24 protein-coding genes and 2 pseudogenes are annotated in these 23,366 nt (G+C 41.5%); 4 read left to right on the forward strand and 22 right to left on the reverse strand.

Going from position 1 to position 23,366, the window contains the following annotated elements:
- Window positions 1-16 precede the first annotated feature (16 nt).
- A complete protein-coding gene (locus tag ACQRBJ_RS12135; RefSeq protein ID WP_445303757.1) occupies window positions 17-1,222 on the forward strand; it encodes an ATP-binding protein in 1,206 nt (401 codons plus the stop codon).
- Window positions 1,223-1,277: 55 nt separating this feature from the next.
- Here ACQRBJ_RS12135 and ACQRBJ_RS12140 read toward each other — a convergent pair whose 3' ends face one another.
- From ACQRBJ_RS12140 to ACQRBJ_RS12240, 21 genes and pseudogenes are all read right to left on the reverse strand, one after another.
- A complete protein-coding gene (locus ACQRBJ_RS12140) occupies window positions 1,278-2,261 on the reverse strand; it encodes a helix-turn-helix transcriptional regulator (protein WP_445303758.1) in 984 nt (327 codons plus the stop codon).
- A gap of 298 nt (window positions 2,262-2,559) precedes the next feature.
- Window positions 2,560-3,033 (reverse strand): DIP1984 family protein, encoded by a 474-nt coding sequence (locus tag ACQRBJ_RS12145; RefSeq protein WP_445303759.1) that lies wholly within the window; start codon window positions 3,031-3,033, stop codon window positions 2,560-2,562.
- Window positions 3,034-3,084: 51 nt separating this feature from the next.
- Window positions 3,085-4,023, reverse strand: coding sequence for a hypothetical protein (locus tag ACQRBJ_RS12150; RefSeq protein WP_217745215.1), 939 nt, complete (start codon window positions 4,021-4,023; stop codon window positions 3,085-3,087).
- The gene (locus ACQRBJ_RS12155; RefSeq protein WP_445303760.1) at window positions 4,007-4,753 is read right to left on the reverse strand and encodes a hypothetical protein; all 747 of its coding nucleotides are present in this window, start codon (window positions 4,751-4,753) and stop codon (window positions 4,007-4,009) included. Before ACQRBJ_RS12155 ends, ACQRBJ_RS12150 begins: the two co-directional genes overlap by 17 nt.
- A 72-nt stretch (window positions 4,754-4,825) precedes the next feature.
- Window positions 4,826-5,482 carry a hypothetical protein gene (locus ACQRBJ_RS12160; RefSeq protein ID WP_296971564.1) on the reverse strand — a complete coding sequence of 219 codons (657 nt, stop codon included), beginning with the start codon at window positions 5,480-5,482 and terminating at the stop codon, window positions 4,826-4,828.
- A 3-nt stretch (window positions 5,483-5,485) separates the two neighbouring features.
- Complete coding sequence (locus ACQRBJ_RS12165; RefSeq protein WP_445303761.1) at window positions 5,486-6,064, reverse strand: DUF4112 domain-containing protein; 579 nt, start codon at window positions 6,062-6,064, stop codon at window positions 5,486-5,488.
- Between the two features lie 5 nt (window positions 6,065-6,069).
- Entirely contained in the window at window positions 6,070-8,244 is a 2,175-nt protein-coding gene (locus tag ACQRBJ_RS12170; RefSeq protein WP_445303762.1) for a hypothetical protein, read from the reverse strand.
- A gap of 24 nt (window positions 8,245-8,268) precedes the next feature.
- Window positions 8,269-8,598, reverse strand: a complete 330-nt coding sequence (locus ACQRBJ_RS12175; protein ID WP_218483062.1) for a hypothetical protein — start codon at window positions 8,596-8,598, stop codon at window positions 8,269-8,271.
- 30 nt (window positions 8,599-8,628) lie between these two features.
- Window positions 8,629-9,165: a hypothetical protein gene (locus ACQRBJ_RS12180; protein ID WP_445303763.1), complete on the reverse strand. Its 537-nt coding sequence runs from the start codon at window positions 9,163-9,165 to the stop codon at window positions 8,629-8,631.
- Window positions 9,166-9,643: 478 nt separating this feature from the next.
- Window positions 9,644-10,717, reverse strand: a complete 1,074-nt coding sequence (locus ACQRBJ_RS12185) for a helix-turn-helix transcriptional regulator (RefSeq protein WP_445303764.1) — start codon at window positions 10,715-10,717, stop codon at window positions 9,644-9,646.
- A 17-nt stretch (window positions 10,718-10,734) separates the two neighbouring features.
- Window positions 10,735-11,802: a hypothetical protein gene (locus ACQRBJ_RS12190; protein WP_445303765.1), complete on the reverse strand. Its 1,068-nt coding sequence runs from the start codon at window positions 11,800-11,802 to the stop codon at window positions 10,735-10,737.
- A 6-nt stretch (window positions 11,803-11,808) separates the two neighbouring features.
- The gene (locus tag ACQRBJ_RS12195; RefSeq protein WP_445303766.1) at window positions 11,809-12,507 is read right to left on the reverse strand and encodes a hypothetical protein; all 699 of its coding nucleotides are present in this window, start codon (window positions 12,505-12,507) and stop codon (window positions 11,809-11,811) included.
- Between the two features lie 155 nt (window positions 12,508-12,662).
- Complete coding sequence (locus ACQRBJ_RS12200; protein WP_445303767.1) at window positions 12,663-13,289, reverse strand: hypothetical protein; 627 nt, start codon at window positions 13,287-13,289, stop codon at window positions 12,663-12,665.
- Between the two features lie 3 nt (window positions 13,290-13,292).
- Complete coding sequence (locus tag ACQRBJ_RS12205; RefSeq protein WP_445303768.1) at window positions 13,293-13,784, reverse strand: DUF4112 domain-containing protein; 492 nt, start codon at window positions 13,782-13,784, stop codon at window positions 13,293-13,295.
- Between the two features lie 333 nt (window positions 13,785-14,117).
- Window positions 14,118-14,342: pseudogene (locus ACQRBJ_RS12210) on the reverse strand (ATP-binding protein); the annotation flags it as partial.
- A 27-nt stretch (window positions 14,343-14,369) separates the two neighbouring features.
- Window positions 14,370-14,933 (reverse strand): hypothetical protein, encoded by a 564-nt coding sequence (locus tag ACQRBJ_RS12215; protein ID WP_445303769.1) that lies wholly within the window; start codon window positions 14,931-14,933, stop codon window positions 14,370-14,372.
- Between the two features lie 37 nt (window positions 14,934-14,970).
- Entirely contained in the window at window positions 14,971-15,834 is an 864-nt protein-coding gene (locus tag ACQRBJ_RS12220) for a hypothetical protein (protein WP_445303770.1), read from the reverse strand.
- Between the two features lie 62 nt (window positions 15,835-15,896).
- Complete coding sequence (locus ACQRBJ_RS12225; protein ID WP_445303771.1) at window positions 15,897-17,027, reverse strand: hypothetical protein; 1,131 nt, start codon at window positions 17,025-17,027, stop codon at window positions 15,897-15,899.
- 108 nt (window positions 17,028-17,135) lie between these two features.
- Window positions 17,136-17,321, reverse strand: a complete 186-nt coding sequence (locus tag ACQRBJ_RS12230; protein ID WP_445303772.1) for a hypothetical protein — start codon at window positions 17,319-17,321, stop codon at window positions 17,136-17,138.
- Window positions 17,322-17,678: 357 nt separating this feature from the next.
- Window positions 17,679-18,008, reverse strand: coding sequence for a heavy-metal-associated domain-containing protein (locus ACQRBJ_RS12235; protein ID WP_302508070.1), 330 nt, complete (start codon window positions 18,006-18,008; stop codon window positions 17,679-17,681).
- 44 nt (window positions 18,009-18,052) lie between these two features.
- Window positions 18,053-18,385: pseudogene (locus ACQRBJ_RS12240) on the reverse strand (TonB-dependent receptor); the annotation flags it as partial.
- 294 nt (window positions 18,386-18,679) lie between these two features.
- On the opposite strand from ACQRBJ_RS12240, the gene ACQRBJ_RS12245 reads away from it, so the two are divergent.
- A complete protein-coding gene (locus ACQRBJ_RS12245) occupies window positions 18,680-19,963 on the forward strand; it encodes an ATP-binding protein (protein ID WP_445303773.1) in 1,284 nt (427 codons plus the stop codon).
- A 170-nt stretch (window positions 19,964-20,133) separates the two neighbouring features.
- On the opposite strand, the gene ACQRBJ_RS12250 is transcribed toward ACQRBJ_RS12245, so the two are convergent.
- A complete protein-coding gene (locus ACQRBJ_RS12250; protein WP_445303774.1) occupies window positions 20,134-21,465 on the reverse strand; it encodes a hypothetical protein in 1,332 nt (443 codons plus the stop codon).
- A gap of 320 nt (window positions 21,466-21,785) precedes the next feature.
- Between ACQRBJ_RS12250 and ACQRBJ_RS12255 the strand changes: the two genes are divergently transcribed.
- Window positions 21,786-22,013: a hypothetical protein gene (locus ACQRBJ_RS12255; RefSeq protein ID WP_445303775.1), complete on the forward strand. Its 228-nt coding sequence runs from the start codon at window positions 21,786-21,788 to the stop codon at window positions 22,011-22,013.
- Between the two features lie 195 nt (window positions 22,014-22,208).
- Complete coding sequence (locus tag ACQRBJ_RS12260) at window positions 22,209-23,348, forward strand: MFS transporter (protein WP_294971231.1); 1,140 nt, start codon at window positions 22,209-22,211, stop codon at window positions 23,346-23,348.
- The last annotated feature ends 18 nt before the right edge of the window (window positions 23,349-23,366 follow it).

Consider the following 23,366-nt stretch of genomic DNA (forward strand, 5'->3'; position numbering starts at 1 on the left):
TATAAGTGATAAAAATATGGCAACTATTATTCGTCAATCATATATCGACAAGATAGAAAAGTATCTTGGTAAGGAGACTATCATCGTATTAGTAGGTCAACGTCGTGTAGGTAAAAGCTGCATGATGAAAATGATTCGTGACCGCAAGAAGGCAGATGACTGCAACAATATCATCTTTATAGATAAGGAGAAAAGAGAGTTTGACAACATTCAGACCTATCAAGATCTCAACGACTATATCGGAGAGCACTTTTTATCTGATAAACATAACTATATCCTTATCGATGAGATACAAGACATCAGGGAATTTGAACGCTCCATTCGAAGTTATCGCACAGAACCCAACACCGACATTATCATCACAGGTAGCAATGCTCGCATGCTGAGCAATGAACTGAGCACACTCATCGGTGGCAGATATAAGGAAATCTATATCCAATCGCTGAGCTATAACGAGTTTCTGGAATTTCATCAACTATCAGATAATGACGAAGCACTTGCTCTGTACATTCAGTATGGTGGCCTGCCTGGTCTGGCAAAGATAGGGCTTGAAGAGGATGATGCACGTGAATATCAAATGGATATTTACCATACCGTCTTACTTAAGGATGTCATTATGCGCAACCAGATAAGAAACGTGCCATTCTTAGAGAATTTAGTACGTTTCCTCGCAGACAACACCGGTAAGTTGATTTCCGCCAACAGTATCGCCAAATATATGAAATCACAAGGCGAATCTATAACGTCCACAGCTATCATCAATTACATATCCTTCCTTTGTGAAGCCTATATCCTGCACAAGGTGAACCGCTATGACATCCACGGCAAACGTATCTTTGAAACCAACGATAAGTTTTATTTTGAAGACAACGGCATTAGAAATGCCATTGCCGGGGGAACACGTGAAGGAGACATCGAGAAAGTGATAGAGAATATCATATATCAGAACCTCATACGCTTGGGCTATCAAGTTTATGTAGGACAACTGCAAGCTGGAGAAATCGACTTTGTTTGTACTAAGCCAGGAGGCGAACGCATCTACGTGCAAGCTTCCTACATCATAGCCGACGATGCAACCAGAGAGCATGAGTTTGGCAATCTCCGTGCCATCAAGGACAACTATCCGAAGTACGTTATCTCCATGACTCCTCTGCTCACCAAAAATGATAATGACGGGATCACGCACCTGCATCTTCGCAAATTCCTGACAGAAGGAATATAAATAACAGGAATTTCTCAGATTGGGCACACAGTGTGTTCCCGATCTGAGGATTCTTTTATTCCTCCCCATTCAGGCATTCGCCCGTCTCATAACTCTTCGTCATATCCTTTAAGATATCAATCATCTCCTGCCTCAAGCTCTCAGGCTTCAGTACGATGATATTTCTGCCATGCCACAACAGTTCCTGAAGAAAATCACGGCTGGGGCGAACGGTGAGGGTATATTCCCGATACATTCCGTCTTTCGACTCCTTTACTGTCTGCTGACTCTCGTGCAGCGGAACCTCCTCGATATAATTGTATTCCGGATAGAAGGCACGGATGCGGATTTTCTCTACGGGCACATCTTCCATCCGATAGATACCAAAGCAATCTTCATAATAATTCTCTGGAGTCAGGAACTTCTTCATCTTTGCCGACAACGGATGCTTCTCGCAAATAAGCTTAAGGAAACTGATGCGGTCGAAAGGAAGACAGCGAACGAGCTTCTTCTCATCCTGTTCAGCACTTGAATTGGCTTTCCCTTCGGACGCCGAACGTTGTTTCTTCACTCCCACAACATACCACCGTTGTTTGAAATATCTCACGAAAGCCGGTTGCAGAATAATATCACTCTCCGCTCCAAATCCCGAAACATACTTAAACTTCAGCAGATATTGCTTATCTATCGCTGCAAGAATATCATCCAGATATTCCGTGTTGTATGGCGGTGTATCAAGCATCACCTTATTGTGAAACTTCAGCATATCACCTAACGAAGCCAGCCGCAGGGAACTCAGCATCCATTCCGTCACATCATCATTAGCGATCGGATCACGCTTCAGATAATACCGATAGCCGTCGCTCTTGTCGCATTCCACAGTAATGCCAAACTGCGACTGGATATTTTCACGATAACGATGAAAGGTACGTTTGTCCAGCTCATCCTCATCCTGATTAGCGTTGGCATCACGCCACTCATTAGCAATCTCCTCAAAGGTAAGATGCTTACGATCCAAGAGGCCTATCAGCCAACTATAGAATTTTACACGATTGTCCATAATCTCTAAAAATCTAATGAATATTTACGAGAAATGCCTAAAAAGAAAAGGAGAAAAGATAGCCAACAAAATGGTAATGCTAAATGCTGGCGTTTCTGACTTTTGTCATATACCAATGCGCGATACACTTGTGCCCGATGCTTGAAATGAACTGTGAACAAACTCGTCTCTTTGCATGAAACACATGAATTTTTAATAATGCTAACACAGACCTATTGCCTGATGTCAGCCTCTTGCTGCCTCTATCTTTTCTCCGAAAGTTTTAATCTACTTAATGAAAATTTCAATCCTCGCTCCATTATCGGGGCAAGTCTTGCAAATCTACCAAATCTACAGTCCAGTTCAAACTCTGAATTTTCAGGTCGAGTTCCCGATACTGCTTGGCATAGGTATCAGCCTCCTTGCGAAGAACCTTTATATCTATGGTTCTAACATATTTCAGTTCGTTTCTGCCAAAGCGAGTATCGTTGGCTGCTACATAGTTCACCACCTCTTTCAATGCCTTGACACGCATCGACAAGACGTCTCTCTTGGCTATCAATCGAGTCAAGGAGTCTCCGTCCTGAACTATCTGAACGTTGGTGATGTTAATACGATAAACCAGATCTTCCAACTGAACGAGTACGTCATCCAGTTCCTTGTACAGTTCCTCCACGTTATCGCAAGGTTCATCGCCCTCCTGTACCTTGGCGCTCTCCTTGATACGTTCTTTCAGTTGAGCCACTTTCTTCTGCAAATCGGCTCTGATGCTCAATGCTTCTGCTAACTTCATAATCTTCTATTTTTTATATATGACGTTAAACTTCTTGTTTTATTATATATGCTATTTCTTTCTTGTCGGATTCAGCGTATGTTTTCCTCCGAACTCTTTCACATCTTCCTCTACAAGTTTTTGGAACCACGATGGTTCATAATCGAGCGGTCCAATCTCTGCATCTCTCGTATCACAAACTTCATTCTCATATTGCAAATGAACCTTTACCACGAAATCATCCATGCGAAGAATGTCGGGCAGGCTATAGTCTTGATGCGTATGCAGAGCATGCATGGCATAACAAACGCAAATATCAGCAAACTCGGGTTTATGAAGGCTACACTCATCCCAGGAATCTCCATCGTCCAACATGTTGTTTATCTGCTTATACCCATCCTCGGTAGCCCCATCAAATGTGCCAAAGACTCCATTCAAAATTGTATCCATCTTACAGCGTCCTGCACTCATCAGTTCATCTAACAGATGAATCATATATTGAAAATCAGATCCGTAATAATCATCGTTCTCCATCTTTACTACAGCATCGTCATCTCCATACTCGAAACGCAACACTCCTTCCACCTCATAACGATAGCGATCATCCACCTTATAAGGCGTATGAAACAAAGTGCGCCACATGTTTCTGCACTGGGCATAACATTCCTGAGTCAATTTGAAGAGTTTATCATTCTGATAGCGAAATCTCTCCACTTCGGCAGGAGTCGGATGAAGCATCATCTCATTCAATACAACATATCTTACTCCCATCAAGTCTTCGATGACATCATGCTCGCTTTCACTCATGCGACGTAGGAACCATGCCTTTGCAAAATCATAGTTCACGATTTTCTTCACACGTTGCTCCACATTTTGTAACACCTCACGTTTCTCATCAACAGTAGCCACCTCTCGGATATATTCTAGAATCTCTGAATAAGCATCATCGTCGTCAAATCCCTTATCCTCAATTCTGTCCAAGCATTTTTTCCAATCACAATTTTCCTTCATATTCCCCTACTATTTTACCATTATCAATTTCCTTTATCTTATCGTCGCCAAAGCTTCCTCCCCGTACCTTGTAGGGAGAGTTTCGCTTCAACGTCTTCTCCAAATACTCCAGATCCTTGGGACGAAGGTGAGTGAGAGCGAAATCCACCTCATTCAGTTGCGACTGATTGCTCAAAGCGAGATGCTGAAGATTGTGACACATGAAGATGTCCAAGCGACGCAACTTGTCGTTCTTACTCAAATCCAAAGACACCAAATCTTCGGATCCATCAATATGCAACTCCTCCAAGAGAGGATTGGCAGAGAAATCCAACTTCTCGTTTCTTATCGCGCTGAAGTCGATGAACTCCAGCAAAGGATTTTTGCTTACGTCGAGCCATTGCCCACCATATCCCGAATATCCCAGGATACGCAAGCTAGGACATTCCGTGAGAATCACATCAAAGGTTTTCACCTCGAACATGCCACAGCCATCAAATCCGATAATGGCATCTTCCTCTTCCGAGCAGATGGTAATGGTATAGTTCACGCCCTTCTCAGGATAGGAATGACCAGCCTTAACCCAAGTCAACTTCTCAGAATTCTGTTCCTGTTTGCCTGTCACGACCTGTACCCTTCCATCGCCCCATGCAATCCCTGCCTTGCTGTCTTTCTTCAACATCAAGTGCAAGCCTACGGTTTCCCCCATTGTCCAGTCCAAAGTCTGGATATTGATTGTAATCTGTGCCATAATTCCTTGTTTTATGTTTACAGCTGCAAAGGTACAGGTCAGGTGTGTCAAATCGTGACGCAAGCGAGAAAATTATCTCAAAAATCTTTGTATCACCTTGTACCAATAGTCCCAGGAATAGCCTACGGAAGGATGATTCACCACAAGAGCCTTAACATGCTTGCCACCAGGCATCATGTAGAAGCCATTAGGCACCCAAGTGCCTTCCACTTCCATGTCATTGCAATCCACCCAGTGAACATCAGAAATTTGCTCTTGGCGCCAGTGACCGCCAGGTAAATTGTTCCAAAGCCTCTTACCCCATACAATGATGTACTGAGGCTGATACTTTTCGATGACCTCAAAGAAAGCCTTCCCAGCCTGGTGATATTGCTCGGCAGTGCCAGCCTCGCGAGGGCCACCCATCGCCACTTGCAGATAGTTGAAGAAGATGACCGAATTCCAGATCTTCAGCCTCATTGCTTGATTGGTCTCCTCTCCCACTAACGAACGCTCAAACTTCAAGAAAGTCCGCATCCAGTTTTGCCGTTCCTTATTCTCATTGAGATAATCATCAAGCACCTGCTGCGTAAAGTTCATACACTCCCGATGTAGCTGGCAGTCGCCACAATCCGTACAACTCTCATCACAATAATGACTCTCGCCCAATATCATGATTCGCTTGCCGAATATCCCCCCGTTGGCATAATCCTTGCCAACGAAAGGCTGAAAGAAAATGTTGCTATTCATATTTTAAAATAATGAAACAATCCAATTTCCCAAGCGAATGGCCCACGAAATCACCACATAAATCAACCAGCAAAGCACTACGATGAACACAGCCGTCCAGAATGCCTTCTTATTCACCTTATTGATAATCTCCTTATCATCCTCGATATAGCCTGTAATCAGCTTCAAGTTTTCTACATACGAACGCTTGAATACATCCAGCACATCACCTATATAGAAAGGTATGGCACCTATCAGCACATCCATCAAGATATTATAGATGACAGCCAAAGTCAGCGGAATAGACTTAACCACGCAAAGACTGTAATAGATAAATGGGAATGCAAACACGCTCGTCAAAGCATCACCGATACCGACAGGAAGGATGAAGCCAAGGATAGGATCCAAGAACCACTTGTCCATATACTTCGCCGTACCTACCATCAGACGATAAGATGGCATGTTCATCATCTTCTCACGCTTTGCAGCTTTTTTATCAGCCCTCGCCTGTTCTTTGGCAAGAGCCGCCTCTCGCTTTTGATCTTCTTTTGCGAAATCCATGCCCAAATCAGCCTGGGCCTGCTGTCTTCTTGAACTTTCCATACGCCTTATAATTCTATTTGTTTCTTACCATTTATAAATTCCATGAACTCCTGTTCCGAAAGAGAGAAACCGCTCAAGTCGCTCATCAACTCCATAGCTTGCTTACGTTCCTCCTCACTACCAGCCAGATTGATACGCTTGAACACCTCACGAAGATAAGCACTCTTGTTGTCTATCTTAGCCATTTCACGCTTAAACTCATCAGCATGTTTCTTCAACTCCTTATCGTATGCAGCCGAAGCCAAGCTACCGTTGAGCTGCTGCGCTTTGAGCTTAGCGAAACTATCAAACAGAGCAATACCTTTCTGTAAGGATTGTTCCATAGCACCAGTTAACTGCGCCAAGTCTTCCTCGCTATACTCAGCAGGTTTGTTCTGTTGTGCGGTCTTGCCCTCTATCTTCTTATGGTCTTTCGTGTATGCTTCCACTCCATCGAGCAAATTCTTAGCCATATCCTTGTCGGCATGAAGATTGTCTGCCAACATTCCAGTAAACAGAGAAAGGTTCTGCTCCACATCAGTAGGAAGTTTGGCTGCCTCCCTATAATCAGGAATATCGACCGTATGCACCAACTTCTCATCAATCTTGCTCTCCATGATTTCACGTCCGAGTTTCAGCATGGCAACCATATCACGAAGATGTTTCAGCATCTTCAGCTTCAAGTCGTCAGAGCAAACTATCTTGCTTCTGATTTCCTGAGAAACTTTATCCAGTTCACTGGAAAGTTTGGCATACTCATTTTTGATGCGGGTTTGTTCCTCACGATGCGATTCCAATTCCTCCTTATCCAACTTCAAATCTACCTGATAGCTCTCGTATTCTCTCACAAGAGGGAAGCATACCGCATTCCATTCAGCAAAGTCGCGATAGTAGTTCTTGTTGGCCATACCAAAGGTGATCCAGTTGACGAGGAAGAAAGGCTTGGAAGGCTTCTTCGCCTTCGCTTCCATATAGCTTCCCTGCTTAGACTCCAAGGTGGCGGTGATGTCATTAATCAGCGAGGTATAGACATCGATGTTCTGAAGATGGTCGTTCATTTCCATGTCCAGCGCCTTCATCTGCTGAAGCAGACATTTTCGTTGCTCCTCCAATGGACGAATAGTCTCATCCGCATACAAAGCATCAAGCGTCGCCTTCAAGTCAGAAGCCAACAGTTTTTCTCCATAACGCAAGAACACATTCGCCTTCGGGATTACCACATCATTGAGCGTTTTGCAGATTACCAACAATCGTCCCATATCAGCCTTGATGCGAGTGGCATCATGCTTCACGCTGGTTTGGAAAACTGATAAATCAGACTTCAAACGATTAGCGCGTTCACTTGCTCCCATATAGTGTTCGAGCATCGTCAGTCCTGCCATCGCCAATCCCAATGACTTGTTGCCGTTCGACAAAGACTTATAAGCCTGCAAAGAACCCTGCAAAGAAGTACGGAAACTATCAGAAATCTCACCAATCAAAGCTGCACATTTCTCCGTGAGCTTGTTATATTCCAGCTCCACATACTTAAGCATCTCGTCCACATCCAGCCACTCTATTCGCTTGAAGTCGAACAGATCAGGTGAAACCATCTTGATGGAGTCGCCATAGATATCAATCAGTTTCAGGGCATAGTCACGATAAACCGTCCCGATATCACTACGCAAGGAGGTAAAATCTTCGATGTTTCCACGAACGCTATCCTCAGCATAGTGATAAGCCTCCACCATCTTGGTATATTTATCAAACATGGTAGACGCCTTACTTCTTACATCTTTCACGCCATTCGTACCCATGACAATATCAGCCATCTTCGACGTTCCCTTAGCAAGAACCAGGTTAAGGTTCAATTCCACTTGCTCTTTCAACTGCTCCAAAGCAGATGAAGACAACGTCAGTTCCGTCTCGGCTATCTTCAAGGCCTCCTCCTTGTTGCCCTGTTCCAGGCTGTCATTCAACTTGTATTCAGCCACAAGGGTTGTACGTGAATTATTGGAAACAAAAGCAATGGCGATATTGCCATTATCATGGAAATATCTGTAGGCATCAAATACCAGCTTACTCACCTCCGAGGAATCGGAAGCTATACCATACTTTTTCAGTTCAAAAGCCAAATCTGCACGAAGATACGTCTTGTTCTCCTTGCAGAGTTCATCAGCAATCGTCTTGATTGCCTGATATACTTTTTGATTATCAGCCATACTGTTCATCGTATTTATATTTATTTATTCTTTATCACTTCCTACAAATGCCGATGCCTTCATAAAAGAGAAGGTTGCATCAACGAGCCAACCGATGCACGAACCGACTGTAGCTATCCACCAGGCAACAAGATAACCTGTAGTACAATTGGTAGCCTTGAAAAGGACATCGCCGTCAAAGAGATGCCTCACCAGATTAGGCAGGAAGAACAATCCATGCGCCAAACCAGCTTGCCATCCATACAATTCCGTACCATTGATGTTGACAAACAATACTGCTGCCACTATAGCAACGATTGGTCGCCAGGGTAGGAACATGAAAACCATTACAAGAAGCCCTATAATTTTATTCATTTTTCGTTACACTTTATTTATGCTATGATTTCATCTATACAGACAATTATCTTTTAGATACATCTTGTTGTTCCTAATCTCAGTTGGAGTAAGTTTCTCTTTACGATAATCCTTCAAGGAATCCTTCTGCACCTGAAATCTACTCGATTCCACAAAGATCAGGCTCTTGTGAATCCTCGTCTTGGCACGCTCCTCCATCCATTCTCTGCCTTTAGCGAGAGAAGACATATACCAATATCTCGTCTCAGCCCAAGCATTCCTTGTAGGTTGCGCAGTACCATAAATGAAGTCACGATAAACGGGAAGCGAGAGACCAGTTAGCCAACAAACCAGGACCGAATCCCCCTTAGCCATTAGCGTCATGTCCGACAGCATCTGTTGCATGGTCATTTTCTCCGACTTCCGCCAAAGCATTCTCCTATCCATATATTCATTCTTCTCTGCCTCCTTCTTCTTTTGCCAATAGCCATAAGGGTTCAAGAAAAACCAATAGCCAAATAATACTACCAGCCCGGCACTCAATACCGCAGCCAACCTACATACTCTTTTCCTGATGTTCTTTTCCATTGTTACATTACCTTATATAGTTATACATTTGATTTCGGCTGCGAAATAACTATACAGATATGTCAAATGATAGCAGAAGTCCAAATATTATTATTTCTATTTAAAACTTTCTGTGATACAGACTATTTGCTTATATTTTTTATTAACAAAAGACATAATCAAATATTGCCTTAGAATATCTTTAACTCATAAGCATTCAGTTTTTAAGTTATTGTATGATGCTGAGTCTGCTTTTCAGCCGAAACAGCGAATAGTTAGTTTCAATGGTTAAGAGATAGTGCAAACAAGCACAATGAAAGTGACGTTTAGATTACTGAAAGCCTTATCCATGACAAAGATATTGAATTGTTGTGAACAATACAAGTCCATATTAGAAGAGAGCGGACGATACCAATACTCCCATGAATAGCCTGCGGTGGGATAATTAACGGACATGAGAGAGAGTGTAAAATTAGATGTTTTTTACACTCTCGTTTTGCTATTCATACAGCTTGGCAAGCTCAGCCGTACGTTTTTTGAACTCACTCCTCACTTCATCAGGACCAACAATCTCAAGACCAGCTCCCATTTGCAGGATACGACCTATAAACTCATTGTTTAGCTCAACATAGACTGTAAACTCGCCATATTCTCCATCTTCATGCTTACCGAAAGGGATGGTTGTCTGCTGGCTTTGGTGTATAGGCTTAGTTTCTGTCAGTTTAAACATATAATTGCTATGAGCTCGCACACGAATCTGAAATGCCGTTGCTTTCTTATAATGAGTTACGCCAACAAGATTCTTGAAATATTTATCGTAGAATCCTTTTGGTACTGACTGGTATGTCACGCCATTACATGTTTTCGGCTTCGCACATATCCTATCTAAGGCTATATTGCAAATATGCATAGGTACATCACCTTCCTCATAACCGAACAAATACCATCTTCCATTAAATTCCTTCAACATATGGGGATGAACGATCTGTGTTTGGCATTTCTTGTTGTATGGTTTGTATTCAATCTGCAGGACCTTCTTTTGGATGATTGTTTCATAAAGAAACGGCAGCAATTCTATATTCGTTAGCTTTCTATCCAAGCTGGCACTCAACACCTGTTCGCCATCTTCCTTTTTCTTCTTAATCTCCAAAAGGTCTTGACATTCTTTGAAGAAGTATTCCAACCATGATTCAGGAAAGAACCCGGCAGAGTCTTGGCAGAATTGCCAATACGTTTTCAAATCACGGATAACCCTACCATAATTGTACAAGTCGGACAAGGGATCGTCTATATTGCCTTTATATCGAAAACGCTGGTTGCGATTGTTGCCTTCTACCTCAATGCTGTCTTTACCCACTTTCTCTATAATAAGCTGCTTTATCTCACCGAAAGCCTTTTTAAGTTCTCCATAGTGCTCTTCTTTCGATGGATTCTCGCATGGCTCTCCAAGATAGTCACTCATTATCTCTGCAAGAGTAACCCACTCACGACTCATGAGTCGCTTGTAGATTGCCCGTGCAAAAATCGCTTTATAACTATCTCCATTAAAAATATTGCCTTTTACTTGATGCATCTTGCCACTTGTTTTAATTACCACCAGTCACGGACACGTTCTACCGCATCCTTTCCAAACACTCGAATATCACAATATACCTCATCCATATTTAAAGAGGTAACAGGTTCCCAGTCGCCTTCCGTACCCTCAATCCTAGCTAATACAATACAAAAGTCGGGTTTCTCAGAGTTTTGCAAATACATGGGCAATAAATAGTTATATTTATAAGCCTCAGTATCTTTTTCTGATGTATTTTTTTTATCCTCATTAGAATCTTTAGGTGGATTTATGTAAAAAATTATGGGCAGATATTCTTTGTTACAAATCTGTTCGTTTATTGTATCTATAATTATCTGCTGATAATATTCGAAACGTATTTCTTTATTTTCAATATCCGTTTTTAAATATTTTTTAATCTTATCCCAATTAATTTCGTTTTTTCGTGGTATATTGAAAAAACTTTTTACAAAATCCTCTGGTACATTGTCAATACCATCTTTTAATAAATGAAGCCAACGTTTACCAGCTATTTCTTCCCTAATATCAGAATGACTTTTATGTGATATATTATATGCAGTATCAGAACTCATGGGATCCACTTTTACATCTGAATTTATTGGAGTATTAAGGATTCTAATATTTACTAATTTCAGATCTTCATTACCAACCAATTCATTTTCAAAAGAATCTCTATGGTCTATATGCTTTAACACCTCGTTTCCATCAAACTCAGATGCTTCAAGAATTTCTTTCCTTGTCATTACAGAAAAGCCATTTGAAGGATTACCGACAAAATACAATCCGTTCTTTAATCCTTGGTATGTTTTAGGGGTATATAAACCTGTAAAATACACATTCAAATGGTTCTTTTTATAAAGATTTATTTTGTTTTCTTCTGTTGCATTAACGTTGGTATTTAAGGTAATACACAACTGATATGCCGCATTCACATAATTACGCAATAAATAATGCGTCCATTTCCTATAAGGCTCTCTCTCTACTTTTTGGAGTAGTGTATGAAATAGCTTTATGACATATGGATTAAATCCATACTTATCAGGTTTTATTCTTAAGTAAACTCTTTCAAAGTCCGTAAGTTTCATAACAAACTATTTTAAAAAATCAACAATAACCTCATGCCAATAATCCCAAGAGAAACCAACAGATGGATGATAAATTGGTAAAACTTTAATCGTATGACCATATATCTGATAGTTCCAAGTGCAGGAATCAATACTCGGCATATATTCACCTTCCTCTCCATGTTTATAAGGCAAATTTGCAAAAAGCCTACGCCCCCAAACTATTACACAATCTGGTTTAAACATCTTCAAAATTGCATAGAATGGGGTTGCGGCATTCTCATAATCTTTCGAACCACCTGCCATTCGTGTTCCTCGCAATGGACGTTGGAGGTAATTATAGAAGATTAAATGGTTCCAAATGCTATTACTATCGATATTTGGATCAGCATTAGACAATGCACGTTCAAACTTTAAGAAGGTTCGCATCCAGTTCTGACGCTCCTTGCTCTCATCAAGATATTCATTGATGACATTCCGAGTAAACTCGGCACATTCCTTATGTAGCTTGAAGTTGCCACAGTCGCAACAATCCCCATCACAATAGTGGCTTTCACCAAGAACCAGCACCTTCTTTCCCTGATTTTCTTCCGTTCCAAGCACAAGGTTTCCATCCTTGTCAAAGGAAATGCCATGCTCATAATTATCGCCTACAAAAGGTAGGAACTTGACACTTGCCTCTTGCAACTCTTTATCTTTTGTATCTTTTTTATCGTCTTTAATCATATCTTATTTATATGCCTATTTAACATTGTAAGTTTCTAATATGCAGAGATGTTCCCTCTGTCGATTGCAAAGATATAACATTTTGTCGGTCTAACAAAATATTAATTCTTATTGTTAGTGCCACACATTGGTGCGGCACTAACACTCTGTCTGATTTATTCAAGCAGACGTTTTATCACTTTATGCCAATAATCCCAGGAATATCCCCCGGAAGGATGATATACAGCCACGACCTTTGCTCGCTTGCCATTGCTCAAGAGATAATATCCCGTAGCAATGTGATTGCCGTCCACTACGATATCGTCGCCATCCTGCCATCGTTCGTTTGGCATATTGTTCCATAGTCGCTTACCCCAAACGATAATACATTCAGGTTCATACTTATCTATAACCTCAAAGAAAGCATTGGCAGCCTGTTTGTATTGCGCTGACGTACCAGCCTTACGAGGACCACCCATCGCCACTTGCAGATAGTTATAGAACATAACAGAATCCCATATCTTCCGTTTCAACGCCCAATCGGTCATCTTTCCAACAAGCGACCGTTCGAACTTCACGAAAGTACGCATCCAGTTCTGACGCTCCTTTCTCTCATCGAGAAAGTCACGGAGGACATTCTGCGTAAACTTTGCACACTGCCTCCATAGACGGCAGTTGCCGCAGTCGCAGCAACCTCCGTCACAATAGTGGCTCTCGCCCAATATCATTATTCGCTTACCGAACAAGCCTCCATTGGCATAATACCTGCCAATAAAAGGCAAGAAGAAAATGTTGCTATTCATATTTTAAAATAATGAAACTATCCAATCATAAGCCATGGTTCCCAAGCGAATGGCCCACGAAATCACCACATAAATCAACCAGCAAAGCACGACGATGAACACAGCCGTCCAGAATGCCTTCTTATTCACCTTATTGATAATCTCCTTATCATCCTCGATATAGCCTGTAATCAGCTTCAAGTTTTCTACATACGAACGCTTGAATACATCCAGCACATCACCTATATAGAAAGGTATGGCACCTATCAGCACATCCATCAAGATATTATAGATGACAGCCAAAGTCAGCGGAATCGACTTAACCACGCAAAGACTGTAATAGATAAATGGGAATGCAAACACGCTCGTCAAAGCATCACCGATACCGACAGGAAGGATGAAGCCAAGGATAGGATCCAAGAACCACTTGTCCATATACTTCGCCGTACCTACCATCAGACGATATGACGGCATGTTCATCATCTTATCACGCTTTGCAGCTTTTTTATCAACCATACTATTCATCGTATTTATATTAATTTATTCTTTATCACTACCTACAAATGCCGATGCCTTCATAAAAGAGAAGGTTGCATCAACGAGCCAACCGATGCACGAACCGACTGTAACTATTCACCAGGCAACATGATAACCTGTAGTACAATTGGTAGCCTTGAAAAGGACATCGCCGTCAAAGAGATGCCTCACCAGATTAGGCAAGAAGAACGATCCATGCGCCAAAAACGTCTATACTCTTTTCTCTGTATATACTAATTAAAAAGTGTACCACTCCAAACCGCTTGCAAAGGTATGCTTAAATAATCAAACAACCAAATAAAATCCATAAAATCATCTGTTTTGCTCATTAAATTTCTTAGTTTCTTTTAATCTGTATGACTCCCCATTCATGTTTACCAAGAAAGCATTGTGTGTGAGTCTGTCAACCAGAGCAGTCACCAACACCTTATCCTTTATGATTACTCCCCATCGATCAAAGGCGAGGTTTGTCGTAATGATGGTGGACTTGGTGTCAGCCCTAAGCGAGAGGTGGTTGAAGAGCACGTACATCCCCTCCAGACAGGTACACTTTTAAGTTAGAATCTACACTTTTCTCCTATCATCAAACTCTTTATCAGTAGATTTACCAAAAGCTGGATACATCTTGTTATATTCAATCTCCGTATGAGTAGGTTTCTCATTGAGATAATCCTTCAAGGAATCCTTCTGCACCTGAAATCTACTCGATTCCACAAAGATCAGGCTCTTGTGAATCCTCGTCTTGGCACGCTCCTCCATCCATTCTCTGCCTTTAGCGAGAGAAGACATATACCAATATCTCGTCTCAGCCCAAGCATTTCTTGTTGGTTGTGCAGTACCATGAATGAAGTCACGATAAACGGGAAGCGAGAGACCAGTTAGCCAACAAACCAGGACAGAATCCCCCTTAGCCATTAGCGTCATGTCCGACAACATCTGTTGCATTGTCATCTTCTCCGACTTCCGCCAAAGCATTTGCTTTTCCATGTATTCATTTTTTTCAGCTTCTTTCTGCTTCTGCCAATAGCCATGAGGGTTCAAGAAGAACCAATAGCCAAATAACACTACCAGCACTGCAATCACTACCAATGCCAACCTACACACTCTTTTCTTGATATTCTTTTCCATAATTTCTATCTTTTATTTGTTATTACTCACAAAACACTTACATATCCATCATATCATCATTGACATGGTAAGTATCTTCACTAAAGCTTTTCTCGCACGTAATGGCTGTTCTGCTGACAAAGTTGTTCATCCTCACAATATCTGGAATACTATAAGGCAAAGAACAATGCAAAGCAAGTAGTGCAGGACATATCTTGATCTTTTCAAAAGCTGGAGTAAAGAGCACACTTTCATCCCAACTAGTGACCTCAGATGGCAAATCCTCCGCAGCCCAACCTTTATCTGCAAGAGCATCCAATATCAGTTTTTTCTTCATCAAGTTATTGTCAAACAGATTTATCTGTTCACCAAGAGTGTAAATCAGCCGATGTATGAAAGGAAAAGCCGAACCATAGACATCATCGTCTTCCAAAGCCAATACCGCCTGACAAGAATCAGCCTTATATTCTAAGACATACTCCCCATATTGCAGATAGTCATTCTCCTTAAAAGATGAAGAATTCTTAACAGCATTCCACATCTCAGTACCTTGCTTCAAACATTCGCCCATCAGTATTGCCAACTTATCACTTTGGTAAGAGACACGTTCCACGTAATCCTTGCTTGGCTCACCCATCATCTGATCCATCAGATAACGTCGAGCTACAAGAAGCGAATATAGCGCAAACTTATCCTTATCACTTATCCTAACTGTAATATCTTCTTCCTCGAAGAAACCAATCTCTTTAGCAATATGCTTGATTTTCCGTTCTATCAAAGCTAATGCATCTTGTTTTTCAGAAAGTGATGTATTAGGATTACTCACAAAATCGTACAAAGCATCTTCTGCCAAATCGCTCTCATGGTCATCCAACTCACAAAGTTGCCTTACTAATATGCTCACTAAATCTATCTTGCTCATAATTTATCCTTCTAAGTGTTCTACAAAAAACTAAAAAAACTTATGCTTTACAGCGAGTATTCTCACTTAAAAAGCGAGAATACTCCACGTACAACGGAAGAACCAGCAAGGCCACCTGCAACTCCACCGACAAGTCCACCTATAACTGTTCCAACTCCAGGACAAACAAAAGTTCCTAACGCTGCGCCAAAGGTTCCACCAGCATAGCCTGCACCAATTCCGGCTGCATTACTTGTTGTGTTTTCGGCAAACTCGCCAGCCGACATCTTTCCCTTACACATTTTCACAGCATCAGGTATCGTCTGTGCTGCCAACATGATTCCACCTGTTATCATGTTAGTTCGCATACCCTTAGCGATTACATTCTTCGCAGCCTGTCCAACGACTTCCTTGCCAACTAACGCCGAAGCCGTCTTCTCGACAACAGTCTTCCCGACTTGAGTTGTTGTTGCAACATCAAGTATGGTCCTGGCAGAGCTTGTTGCAGCCGATGCCATTGAACGACCGACAGTTGTACGGAGTAACTGTTGTGTTCCAACACCTACAACCAAAGAAGTACCTCCAGACTTGGCCATTTGCACAGACGCTGTTTTGAGGGCTTCACCATGACTTTTACCACTACGGATAGCATTAGCATATCCAAGCACAAAGGAAAAACCACAGGTGATAGAACAAGAAACCGATTGAGTCTTTACATCAAACTTAACAGAATCCAAAGTTCCAGCTTTGGCAATGTTCACCGCTTGATTGTAGGTACAATTGCCCTTAATGACTATATCTTTTGCCACTGCAGGATCTGTTATACCTGGAACTTGACCAGAACGAATCTTATCAGCCATCAATCGAACACATTCATCGTACTGCTCCTTTGGAACTTCAAGTTTCATTCCACCATAGCGATACGAGCCATCAGAAAAAGCAGCCCCTATAGTCTTAGATGGGGAAGAACAATACTTCGTCTGAATTTCTATACCATTGCTAATGCGATCTGCACCGTTAAGGCAGTTATCACGACCAACCTGTTCTACTTTCTTTCCAGAAAGACGGTCTGCCATTGCATTAGCATCTTCTGCAGCCCAACCATGTCCTTGTTTGTTACGGTACTTTGGGTACTGCATATAGTTGTTTGTTGACTGAGCGCTACATGTTGCTGACGCACTATTGATTACTGTTTTTTCACTTACTTTCTTCATATCTTTGATTTTTTAAATATTCTTCAAAATGTTACATAACTCACTTACCATTTTTTGCATGCTTCTACACAAACATCGTCTGTATAGAAGCGATGCAAAATGAGGGCATTAAAAGAATGCGTGTCCTCGCAACCAAGATGGGATTGTCTTAGAACAAACAAGCCCAATTCCTCCGATTACAGGAGTTGTAGGTGCAAGCATTGCTGCTACTGCAAGACAAGAACTAGCCAACGCTACAGTTCTCAACACATTCTTACCATTGATGACACTTTCTTTTCTGTTGTTTTTTTTCATGACTTTGTTGGTTTTATGTCAGCTAAAGCAAGTAATTATTACCTACTATTCGCCAACGGTTTGATAAAATTGAAAATTAATAATAAATAATATACACAACGCATCATGTGTTAGACAACATCAAATGTCAAATCATGTCCACCATTCTGAATATATCTCCAATATGTCAAAGACCTTTGCACTCCCTATGTTTGGAATTGCGCTGCAAAGATAGGCAAACTTTTCAAAACGAGCAAGAAAAAATGAAAAAGAATTGGTTCCAAGAAGACATGAAGAAAGGAACCAATTCTATCATATAGCACGCAAGGATTCCTGCGTGCCAATGGTTAAGTTTCTATCAAATTAGAAACAGGAATATTACATCAAGTCACACTTCTCCCCAATGTTCTTCTCAACCTTCTCGCCATCTTTCAGGATGCGAGCCTTATAGCCAAACTTCTCAAAACCTTTCTGGAGTTTCTCTGGGGTTGTCTTGTCGGCATTATACTGTACTGTGACTGTCTGGTCTGGCACAGAGGTCTCTATGCTCTTGATACCCTTTTCGAAACGAAGGTTGCTCTTGATTTTATTCTCACAAGCCGCACAGTGCATCTGTGGGGTTGTGGTGAACACTACGGTCTTGATGTCCTTGGCAAAGGTTACCATTGCCACCATCATCATTGTGAACATTACTAAAATCTTCTTCATAACTTTTCTATTTGCTTTAATCATTCAACTTTAAACATTTTCAATTAAAAGTGTACCCTCACTCCTGCGTAGAACATCCTGCCCTCTACTGGTCCCCAAACCAAGGTTGGTTCGAAATCGCTTCCCCATGGGTTGCTGGCACCATAGATAGGAGTTTTCTGCTTGAAACCAGTAAGGTTTTCGCCTCCCACATAGATACTCCAATGGCGGAACCATCTCGTAACCTGTGCACTCACTTGCCCGAAGCTATGGAAACGAGGAGACCATGACTGGCTTCCATCTGCCAACTGGTAAGGCTCAGGATTTCTGCCTCCACCATTCAACTGCACGGTGGCATCAAAAACTGACATAGGGAGAAGAAAAGATGAAGAGGAAAGATTAAATTGCAGATGAAATACAATATGCATACTGCCCAGAAAAGAATATGACCTCAATTCTGACAACTCCATCATTTTTACTTTCGAAACCGCCATTTCGGAAAAACAAGAAGCACACAAACAAATAAAAAAAACTTAAATTAGCAAACAAACAAACTGATATTCAGGCATTTTTATTACCTTTGCATTCGAAACCGCCATTTCCGAAACAGCGGTTTCGAAAAATAGCATCAAAAAGAAACTGTAAAATTATAGAAATATGAAGTTCTTTGGAAGCAAAATGAAATAAAAGAATTGCAAGAGATAAGAAATCTATCTTTGCAAACGGCCCGTTTTACAATCGTAACCGGACGCCGACGTAGCGGTAAGACATCCTTATTGATAAAAGCATACGAGGATGTTCAGGATATGCTGTATTTCTTTGTTGCAAGAAAATCAGAAGCAGAACTCTGCAGAGATTTTATCGAAGAGATGACGAGCAAACTTCAGCTTCCTATTCTCGGCGAAGTAACACGCTTTGCTGATATCTTTAAATATCTGCTTCAACTATCCAAGATTCGCCCTATCACTCTCATCATTGATGAGTTTCAGGATTTCAAGCGGGTTAATCCATCAATCTTTTCAGATATGCAAAAGATATGGGACCTAAACAAACAGGAAGCTCATATTAATCTTGTGGTCTGCGGTTCTGTTTATTCACTTATGAACATCATCTTTAAAAATAACAAGCAACCTCTTTATGGTAGGCAGACTGGAGAAATAAAAGTCACTCCATTTCCCCCTTCTGTCATTAAGGAAATTCTCTCTACATATAATTCTGCCTATACCAATGATGACCTACTGGCTCTCTACAGTTATACAGGCGGAGTAGCAGAATATGTAGAAATGATGATGGATGCAGGAGCCACGACCAAGGAACAGATGACAGAGCGGTTTATTGCAAAAAACTCTTATTTCATCTACGAAGGAAAAAATATGCTGATAGAAGAATTTGGCAAAGACTATGCCCGCTATTTCGAGATACTGCAACTTATCGCTTCAGGCTACACAACCCGAGGTGAAATAGAAAGCATCATGAAAATAGAACTTTCGTGCTATCTCACCAAACTGGAGAACGACTATAGCTTGATCTCCCGTTATACACCGATGTTTCAAAAGACCAATCGCAACATTCGCTATCAGATAGAAGACAACTTCCTTCGCGTCTGGTTTCGCTACATCTACAAATATGGATACATGATAGAGGTTGGCGCCAATAAAAAACTAAAAATGGTCATGGATAAGAGCTACACCACATACACCGGCAAGGTTCTGGAAAGATATTTTATTGCCAAGATGATAGAGAGCGAAGAATATACCCAGATAGCCTCCTGGTGGGACAGAAAGGGAGAGAATGAAATCGATATTATCGCTGCCGATGAACTGGAGCAGAAGGTTATTTTTTATGAGGTAAAACGCCAAGCTAAGGATATAAATCTCGGCATTTTAAAAGATAAAGCCGAGCATTTCTTCCAGGCTACAGGAAAATTCAAGAAATTCGATATCGGATACCAAGGATTGTCGATGGAAGATATGTAAAGCAAGCACATACAGAAGCTGGAGAAGGATATGGGGTGCGACTGTTCGACAGAATCGGCAATCGCATCCAGCTCACCCGTGCCAGACTGTTTGCTGATTTCAGAAAACAACATTCTGACACTTAGAATACTTTAAAAAGTAGCCTAAGAAACCCCGTACCTTTTCTTCAGTTATTTCAAACGTTCTATGAGCATATTGAAGTTCTTTTTTCCAAGATTATTCTCAGATAAAGACTGGCTCATGTTCTTATTAACGATAAGACGTGATTGCATCTTTTCCCAAACATCAGCATCTAGTAATTCCTTCCATTTAGCTGCACTTCGCATGATAACAAACACTACATCTTCTCTTTCGTAAGCCAAATATCTAATTAGTTTCTTTGTTAATTCCTGAGATGGCAACACAACACCCCTTGGAAAATCCTTAAAAGAAACAGAAGTGTAAGCACAATACTGAACTATTGCAAAGTTTCGGAAAAACTCATATTCTTTCTGATGATTTATATTGAGGCGATTAATATTGTTATACCAATAATAGTCACCGATCTCATTCAACGCATCGCCATAATCTACATTACTTAAGTTTATGCTACATTTCTCTTTGTATTCTTCATGCCCCTTAACATAATATTCTTGAGGAAACAGCAAGCCATCTACCTTAAATGTCAACGTATCGCACAATTCGGACATAGCACCCTCTCGCAAACGAATGTCAACATTATCTTTCACCTCATCATTCACACCTAACTTAAATCCTGGATTTAGGCTAAGAATAACGACTTTTGCCTTGAGTGGGTTACCTCTCCATGGCTCAGCAGGAGCACCAAGGACATACTTATAATCTTCCTTTGCATTTCGGTTGAACTCATCTATTACCTGTTCTTCATAAGAATTTGGATAGACTATCTTTATATTTTCATTATACCAATGAGAGCGCATATAATCCCCTTGTAGCTTAGGCCAAAGATTTTCTTTAACAATATCTGATTCTGAAACGCAGTAAAATCCTGACGGATTGACAATTCGTTTGAGTAGCTCTTCACCTTTCAAAGACTTTTTCAATGAAGCCAGACTATCCCACCTTAGGTATTTCTGCGTAAAAGTTACAGACTTATCGTCTTCTGTATAAGAGAATCTCAATCTAATCTCCATCATGAGAAGATCCAACACTTTCTCTAAACTAAGTGTTTCTTTAAGATAATTAGCCATTGCAAACTGGTCATCTACGTATCTATCACCGTCAGGATATCTAAGATGCGAAACGAAATACGCCAATGTTTGCTTGATACTATCTTGGGCAATCTCAGGATGATTGTCTAAAAACTCACGAATATGCGATAAGATATCAAAGCCCTTGTCGGCAACATAAAGCAGATGCATCAACTTTGTGTCTGTATCCGTCTGTCCAAACTCGTGACAATAATCGTCTACATAAGCCTTGATATGCCTCTCTGGTAGACTAACACGCTCTCCTCCTACTGGATAAAATGCAATTCTTCTCATAATTAATCGTTTTGATGTTACACTTTTTGCTTCAAATCTTACTACATCCACAAAGATTATCAGCATTTTCGTTTTTGCGGATTACTATATAACGGATTATCTAAAACTATATTGCATAAGGAACTCATTTTTTTTTAAATTAGGAAGCAGCTTTAGATATTCCTGCCGATTCTCTCCTGAAATTTGCAGATAAAATACAATATGCATACTGCCCAGAGAAATATGAAGTTCTTTGGAAGCAAAATGAAATAAAAAGATTCGCTACATAAACAAAAAATGCAGACGCATTTCTGTATATAAACTTACCGCACAACAGGTGGATGACGAGCGCACAACAGCTGATGGACGAGCGCACAACAGCTGATATGCAAGCGCACAACAGCTGTTGTGCGGTTCATGATAGTAACTTTTCCTACGACATATACTATCTCTTCCAACAACTTATCCTATATCTTCCAACAACTTATGCCGGTACTTTCAGCACCTCTTCCTATATCCATCAACGCCCCAATCCACTATCGAGAACAGACGGAGGCACATCTATATAGAACAGCAAAGGCTTAAGAATGAGCATGAATGACCCCACACTTTCTGTTAATCTTTACTATATTCCAGCGGAAAAACTTGCAGGATAATGGGAATATGAGTAACTTTGCATACGAATTTCTGAAACGATTGTCTCACAAAGACATAAAATTAAGAGAGAAACTTTTTTTAGGATAATATAGAGATTACAAAAACAAATGAAAAAAGGACTTTTTGCACTCGCTTTGGGTACATTCACCCTGGGCATGACTGAGTTTATCATCGAGGGTATCATTACCGATGTTGCCCACAACATGAACGTATCCATTCCAGAGGCAGGCCACCTCATTTCCATCTATGCGCTGGGCGTCTGTGCTGGAGCCTTTTCACTGATACTCATGCACAAGTATCGCCCCAAGAAGATATTGATGTTCCTGGCTTCCATCATCACCATCGGAGCCATCATCGCATCCGTAGCCCCAACTTACTGGCTGTTGCTCTGTGCCCGGTTCATTCAGGGTCTGCCTCATGGTGCCTACTTCGGAACGGCTACCATCGTGGCTGTGAAGATGGCAAAGGAGGGAAAGGGAACCAAGGCGGTGGCAATGATGTGTGCTGGAATGCCGGTAGCCAATCTGGTGGGCGTACCTATCGGCACCTTCCTGAGTCATGCGTTCAGCTGGCGAGTACCATTTGTCAGTTGCATATTGCTCGGTATCATGACGATGTATATGATTCACAGATGGGTTCCGGACGTGGCAGCGTTGCCTAATAAGGGAATGAAAGCACAGTTCCACTTCCTCCGCAGCTTGGCTCCCTGGCTCATCATCGCAGCCACCTTCCTGGGCAATGGCGGCATTCTCTGCTGGTTCAGCTACATCTCTCCTCTGCTTCAGATGGAGGGCGGATTCAGCGCAGCCAGCATCTCATTGCTGATGATTCTTGCCGGCGGTGGAATGGTAGTTGGTAACCAGGTGAGTGCGTTGCTTGCCGACCGTTTCAAGCCGGGGCGCTTCACCTGTTATCTCCAGTTTCTTGCGGCAGCATCGTTATTGCTCACCTTCTTCCTCGCTCCTTTCGGCTGGATATCAGTAGCGTTGATGTTCGTCTGCTGCGTCTGTCTTTTCGGCATCGGTTCGCCAGAGCAGTTCCTCATTGTAAAGCACGCCAAAGGTGGCGAAATGCTGGGTGGATGCTGCATTCAGGGTGCCTTCAACCTGGGCAATGCCGTGGGTGCTTTCCTCGGTGGTATTCCGGTAGCAATGGGATTGGGCTATAACTATCCAGCCCTCATCGGAGTGCCGATGGCATTGGCTGGAGCTATCTGTTTGCTGGTTTTTCATAAGAAATATGAATAAAAGGTGCGATAATCCGAA

The organism is Prevotella sp. SGI.167 (assembly GCF_050313615.1).
In the GTDB taxonomy this organism is placed as follows: Bacteria; Bacteroidota; Bacteroidia; order Bacteroidales; family Bacteroidaceae; genus Prevotella.

Bases quoted from the DNA above. Each gene is read 5' to 3' on its own strand.
- ACQRBJ_RS12135 (WP_445303757.1), top strand. From the start codon at position 17: ATGGCAACTATTATTCGTCAATCATATATCGACAAGATAGAAAAGTAT.
- ACQRBJ_RS12140 (WP_445303758.1), bottom strand. From the start codon at position 2,261: ATGGACAATCGTGTAAAATTCTATAGTTGGCTGATAGGCCTCTTGGAT.
- ACQRBJ_RS12145 (WP_445303759.1), bottom strand. From the start codon at position 3,033: ATGAAGTTAGCAGAAGCATTGAGCATCAGAGCCGATTTGCAGAAGAAA.
- ACQRBJ_RS12150 (WP_217745215.1), bottom strand. From the start codon at position 4,023: ATGAAGGAAAATTGTGATTGGAAAAAATGCTTGGACAGAATTGAGGAT.
- ACQRBJ_RS12155 (WP_445303760.1), bottom strand. From the start codon at position 4,753: ATGGCACAGATTACAATCAATATCCAGACTTTGGACTGGACAATGGGG.
- ACQRBJ_RS12160 (WP_296971564.1), bottom strand. From the start codon at position 5,482: ATGAATAGCAACATTTTCTTTCAGCCTTTCGTTGGCAAGGATTATGCC.
- ACQRBJ_RS12165 (WP_445303761.1), bottom strand. From the start codon at position 6,064: ATGGAAAGTTCAAGAAGACAGCAGGCCCAGGCTGATTTGGGCATGGAT.
- ACQRBJ_RS12170 (WP_445303762.1), bottom strand. From the start codon at position 8,244: ATGGCTGATAATCAAAAAGTATATCAGGCAATCAAGACGATTGCTGAT.
- ACQRBJ_RS12175 (WP_218483062.1), bottom strand. From the start codon at position 8,598: ATGAATAAAATTATAGGGCTTCTTGTAATGGTTTTCATGTTCCTACCC.
- ACQRBJ_RS12180 (WP_445303763.1), bottom strand. From the start codon at position 9,165: ATGGAAAAGAACATCAGGAAAAGAGTATGTAGGTTGGCTGCGGTATTG.
- ACQRBJ_RS12185 (WP_445303764.1), bottom strand. From the start codon at position 10,717: ATGCATCAAGTAAAAGGCAATATTTTTAATGGAGATAGTTATAAAGCG.
- ACQRBJ_RS12190 (WP_445303765.1), bottom strand. From the start codon at position 11,802: ATGAAACTTACGGACTTTGAAAGAGTTTACTTAAGAATAAAACCTGAT.
- ACQRBJ_RS12195 (WP_445303766.1), bottom strand. From the start codon at position 12,507: ATGATTAAAGACGATAAAAAAGATACAAAAGATAAAGAGTTGCAAGAG.
- ACQRBJ_RS12200 (WP_445303767.1), bottom strand. From the start codon at position 13,289: ATGAATAGCAACATTTTCTTCTTGCCTTTTATTGGCAGGTATTATGCC.
- ACQRBJ_RS12205 (WP_445303768.1), bottom strand. From the start codon at position 13,784: ATGGTTGATAAAAAAGCTGCAAAGCGTGATAAGATGATGAACATGCCG.
- ACQRBJ_RS12215 (WP_445303769.1), bottom strand. From the start codon at position 14,933: ATGGAAAAGAATATCAAGAAAAGAGTGTGTAGGTTGGCATTGGTAGTG.
- ACQRBJ_RS12220 (WP_445303770.1), bottom strand. From the start codon at position 15,834: ATGAGCAAGATAGATTTAGTGAGCATATTAGTAAGGCAACTTTGTGAG.
- ACQRBJ_RS12225 (WP_445303771.1), bottom strand. From the start codon at position 17,027: ATGAAGAAAGTAAGTGAAAAAACAGTAATCAATAGTGCGTCAGCAACA.
- ACQRBJ_RS12230 (WP_445303772.1), bottom strand. From the start codon at position 17,321: ATGAAAAAAAACAACAGAAAAGAAAGTGTCATCAATGGTAAGAATGTG.
- ACQRBJ_RS12235 (WP_302508070.1), bottom strand. From the start codon at position 18,008: ATGAAGAAGATTTTAGTAATGTTCACAATGATGATGGTGGCAATGGTA.
- ACQRBJ_RS12250 (WP_445303774.1), bottom strand. From the start codon at position 21,465: ATGAGAAGAATTGCATTTTATCCAGTAGGAGGAGAGCGTGTTAGTCTA.
- ACQRBJ_RS12255 (WP_445303775.1), top strand. From the start codon at position 21,786: ATGACGAGCGCACAACAGCTGATGGACGAGCGCACAACAGCTGATATG.
- ACQRBJ_RS12260 (WP_294971231.1), top strand. From the start codon at position 22,209: ATGAAAAAAGGACTTTTTGCACTCGCTTTGGGTACATTCACCCTGGGC.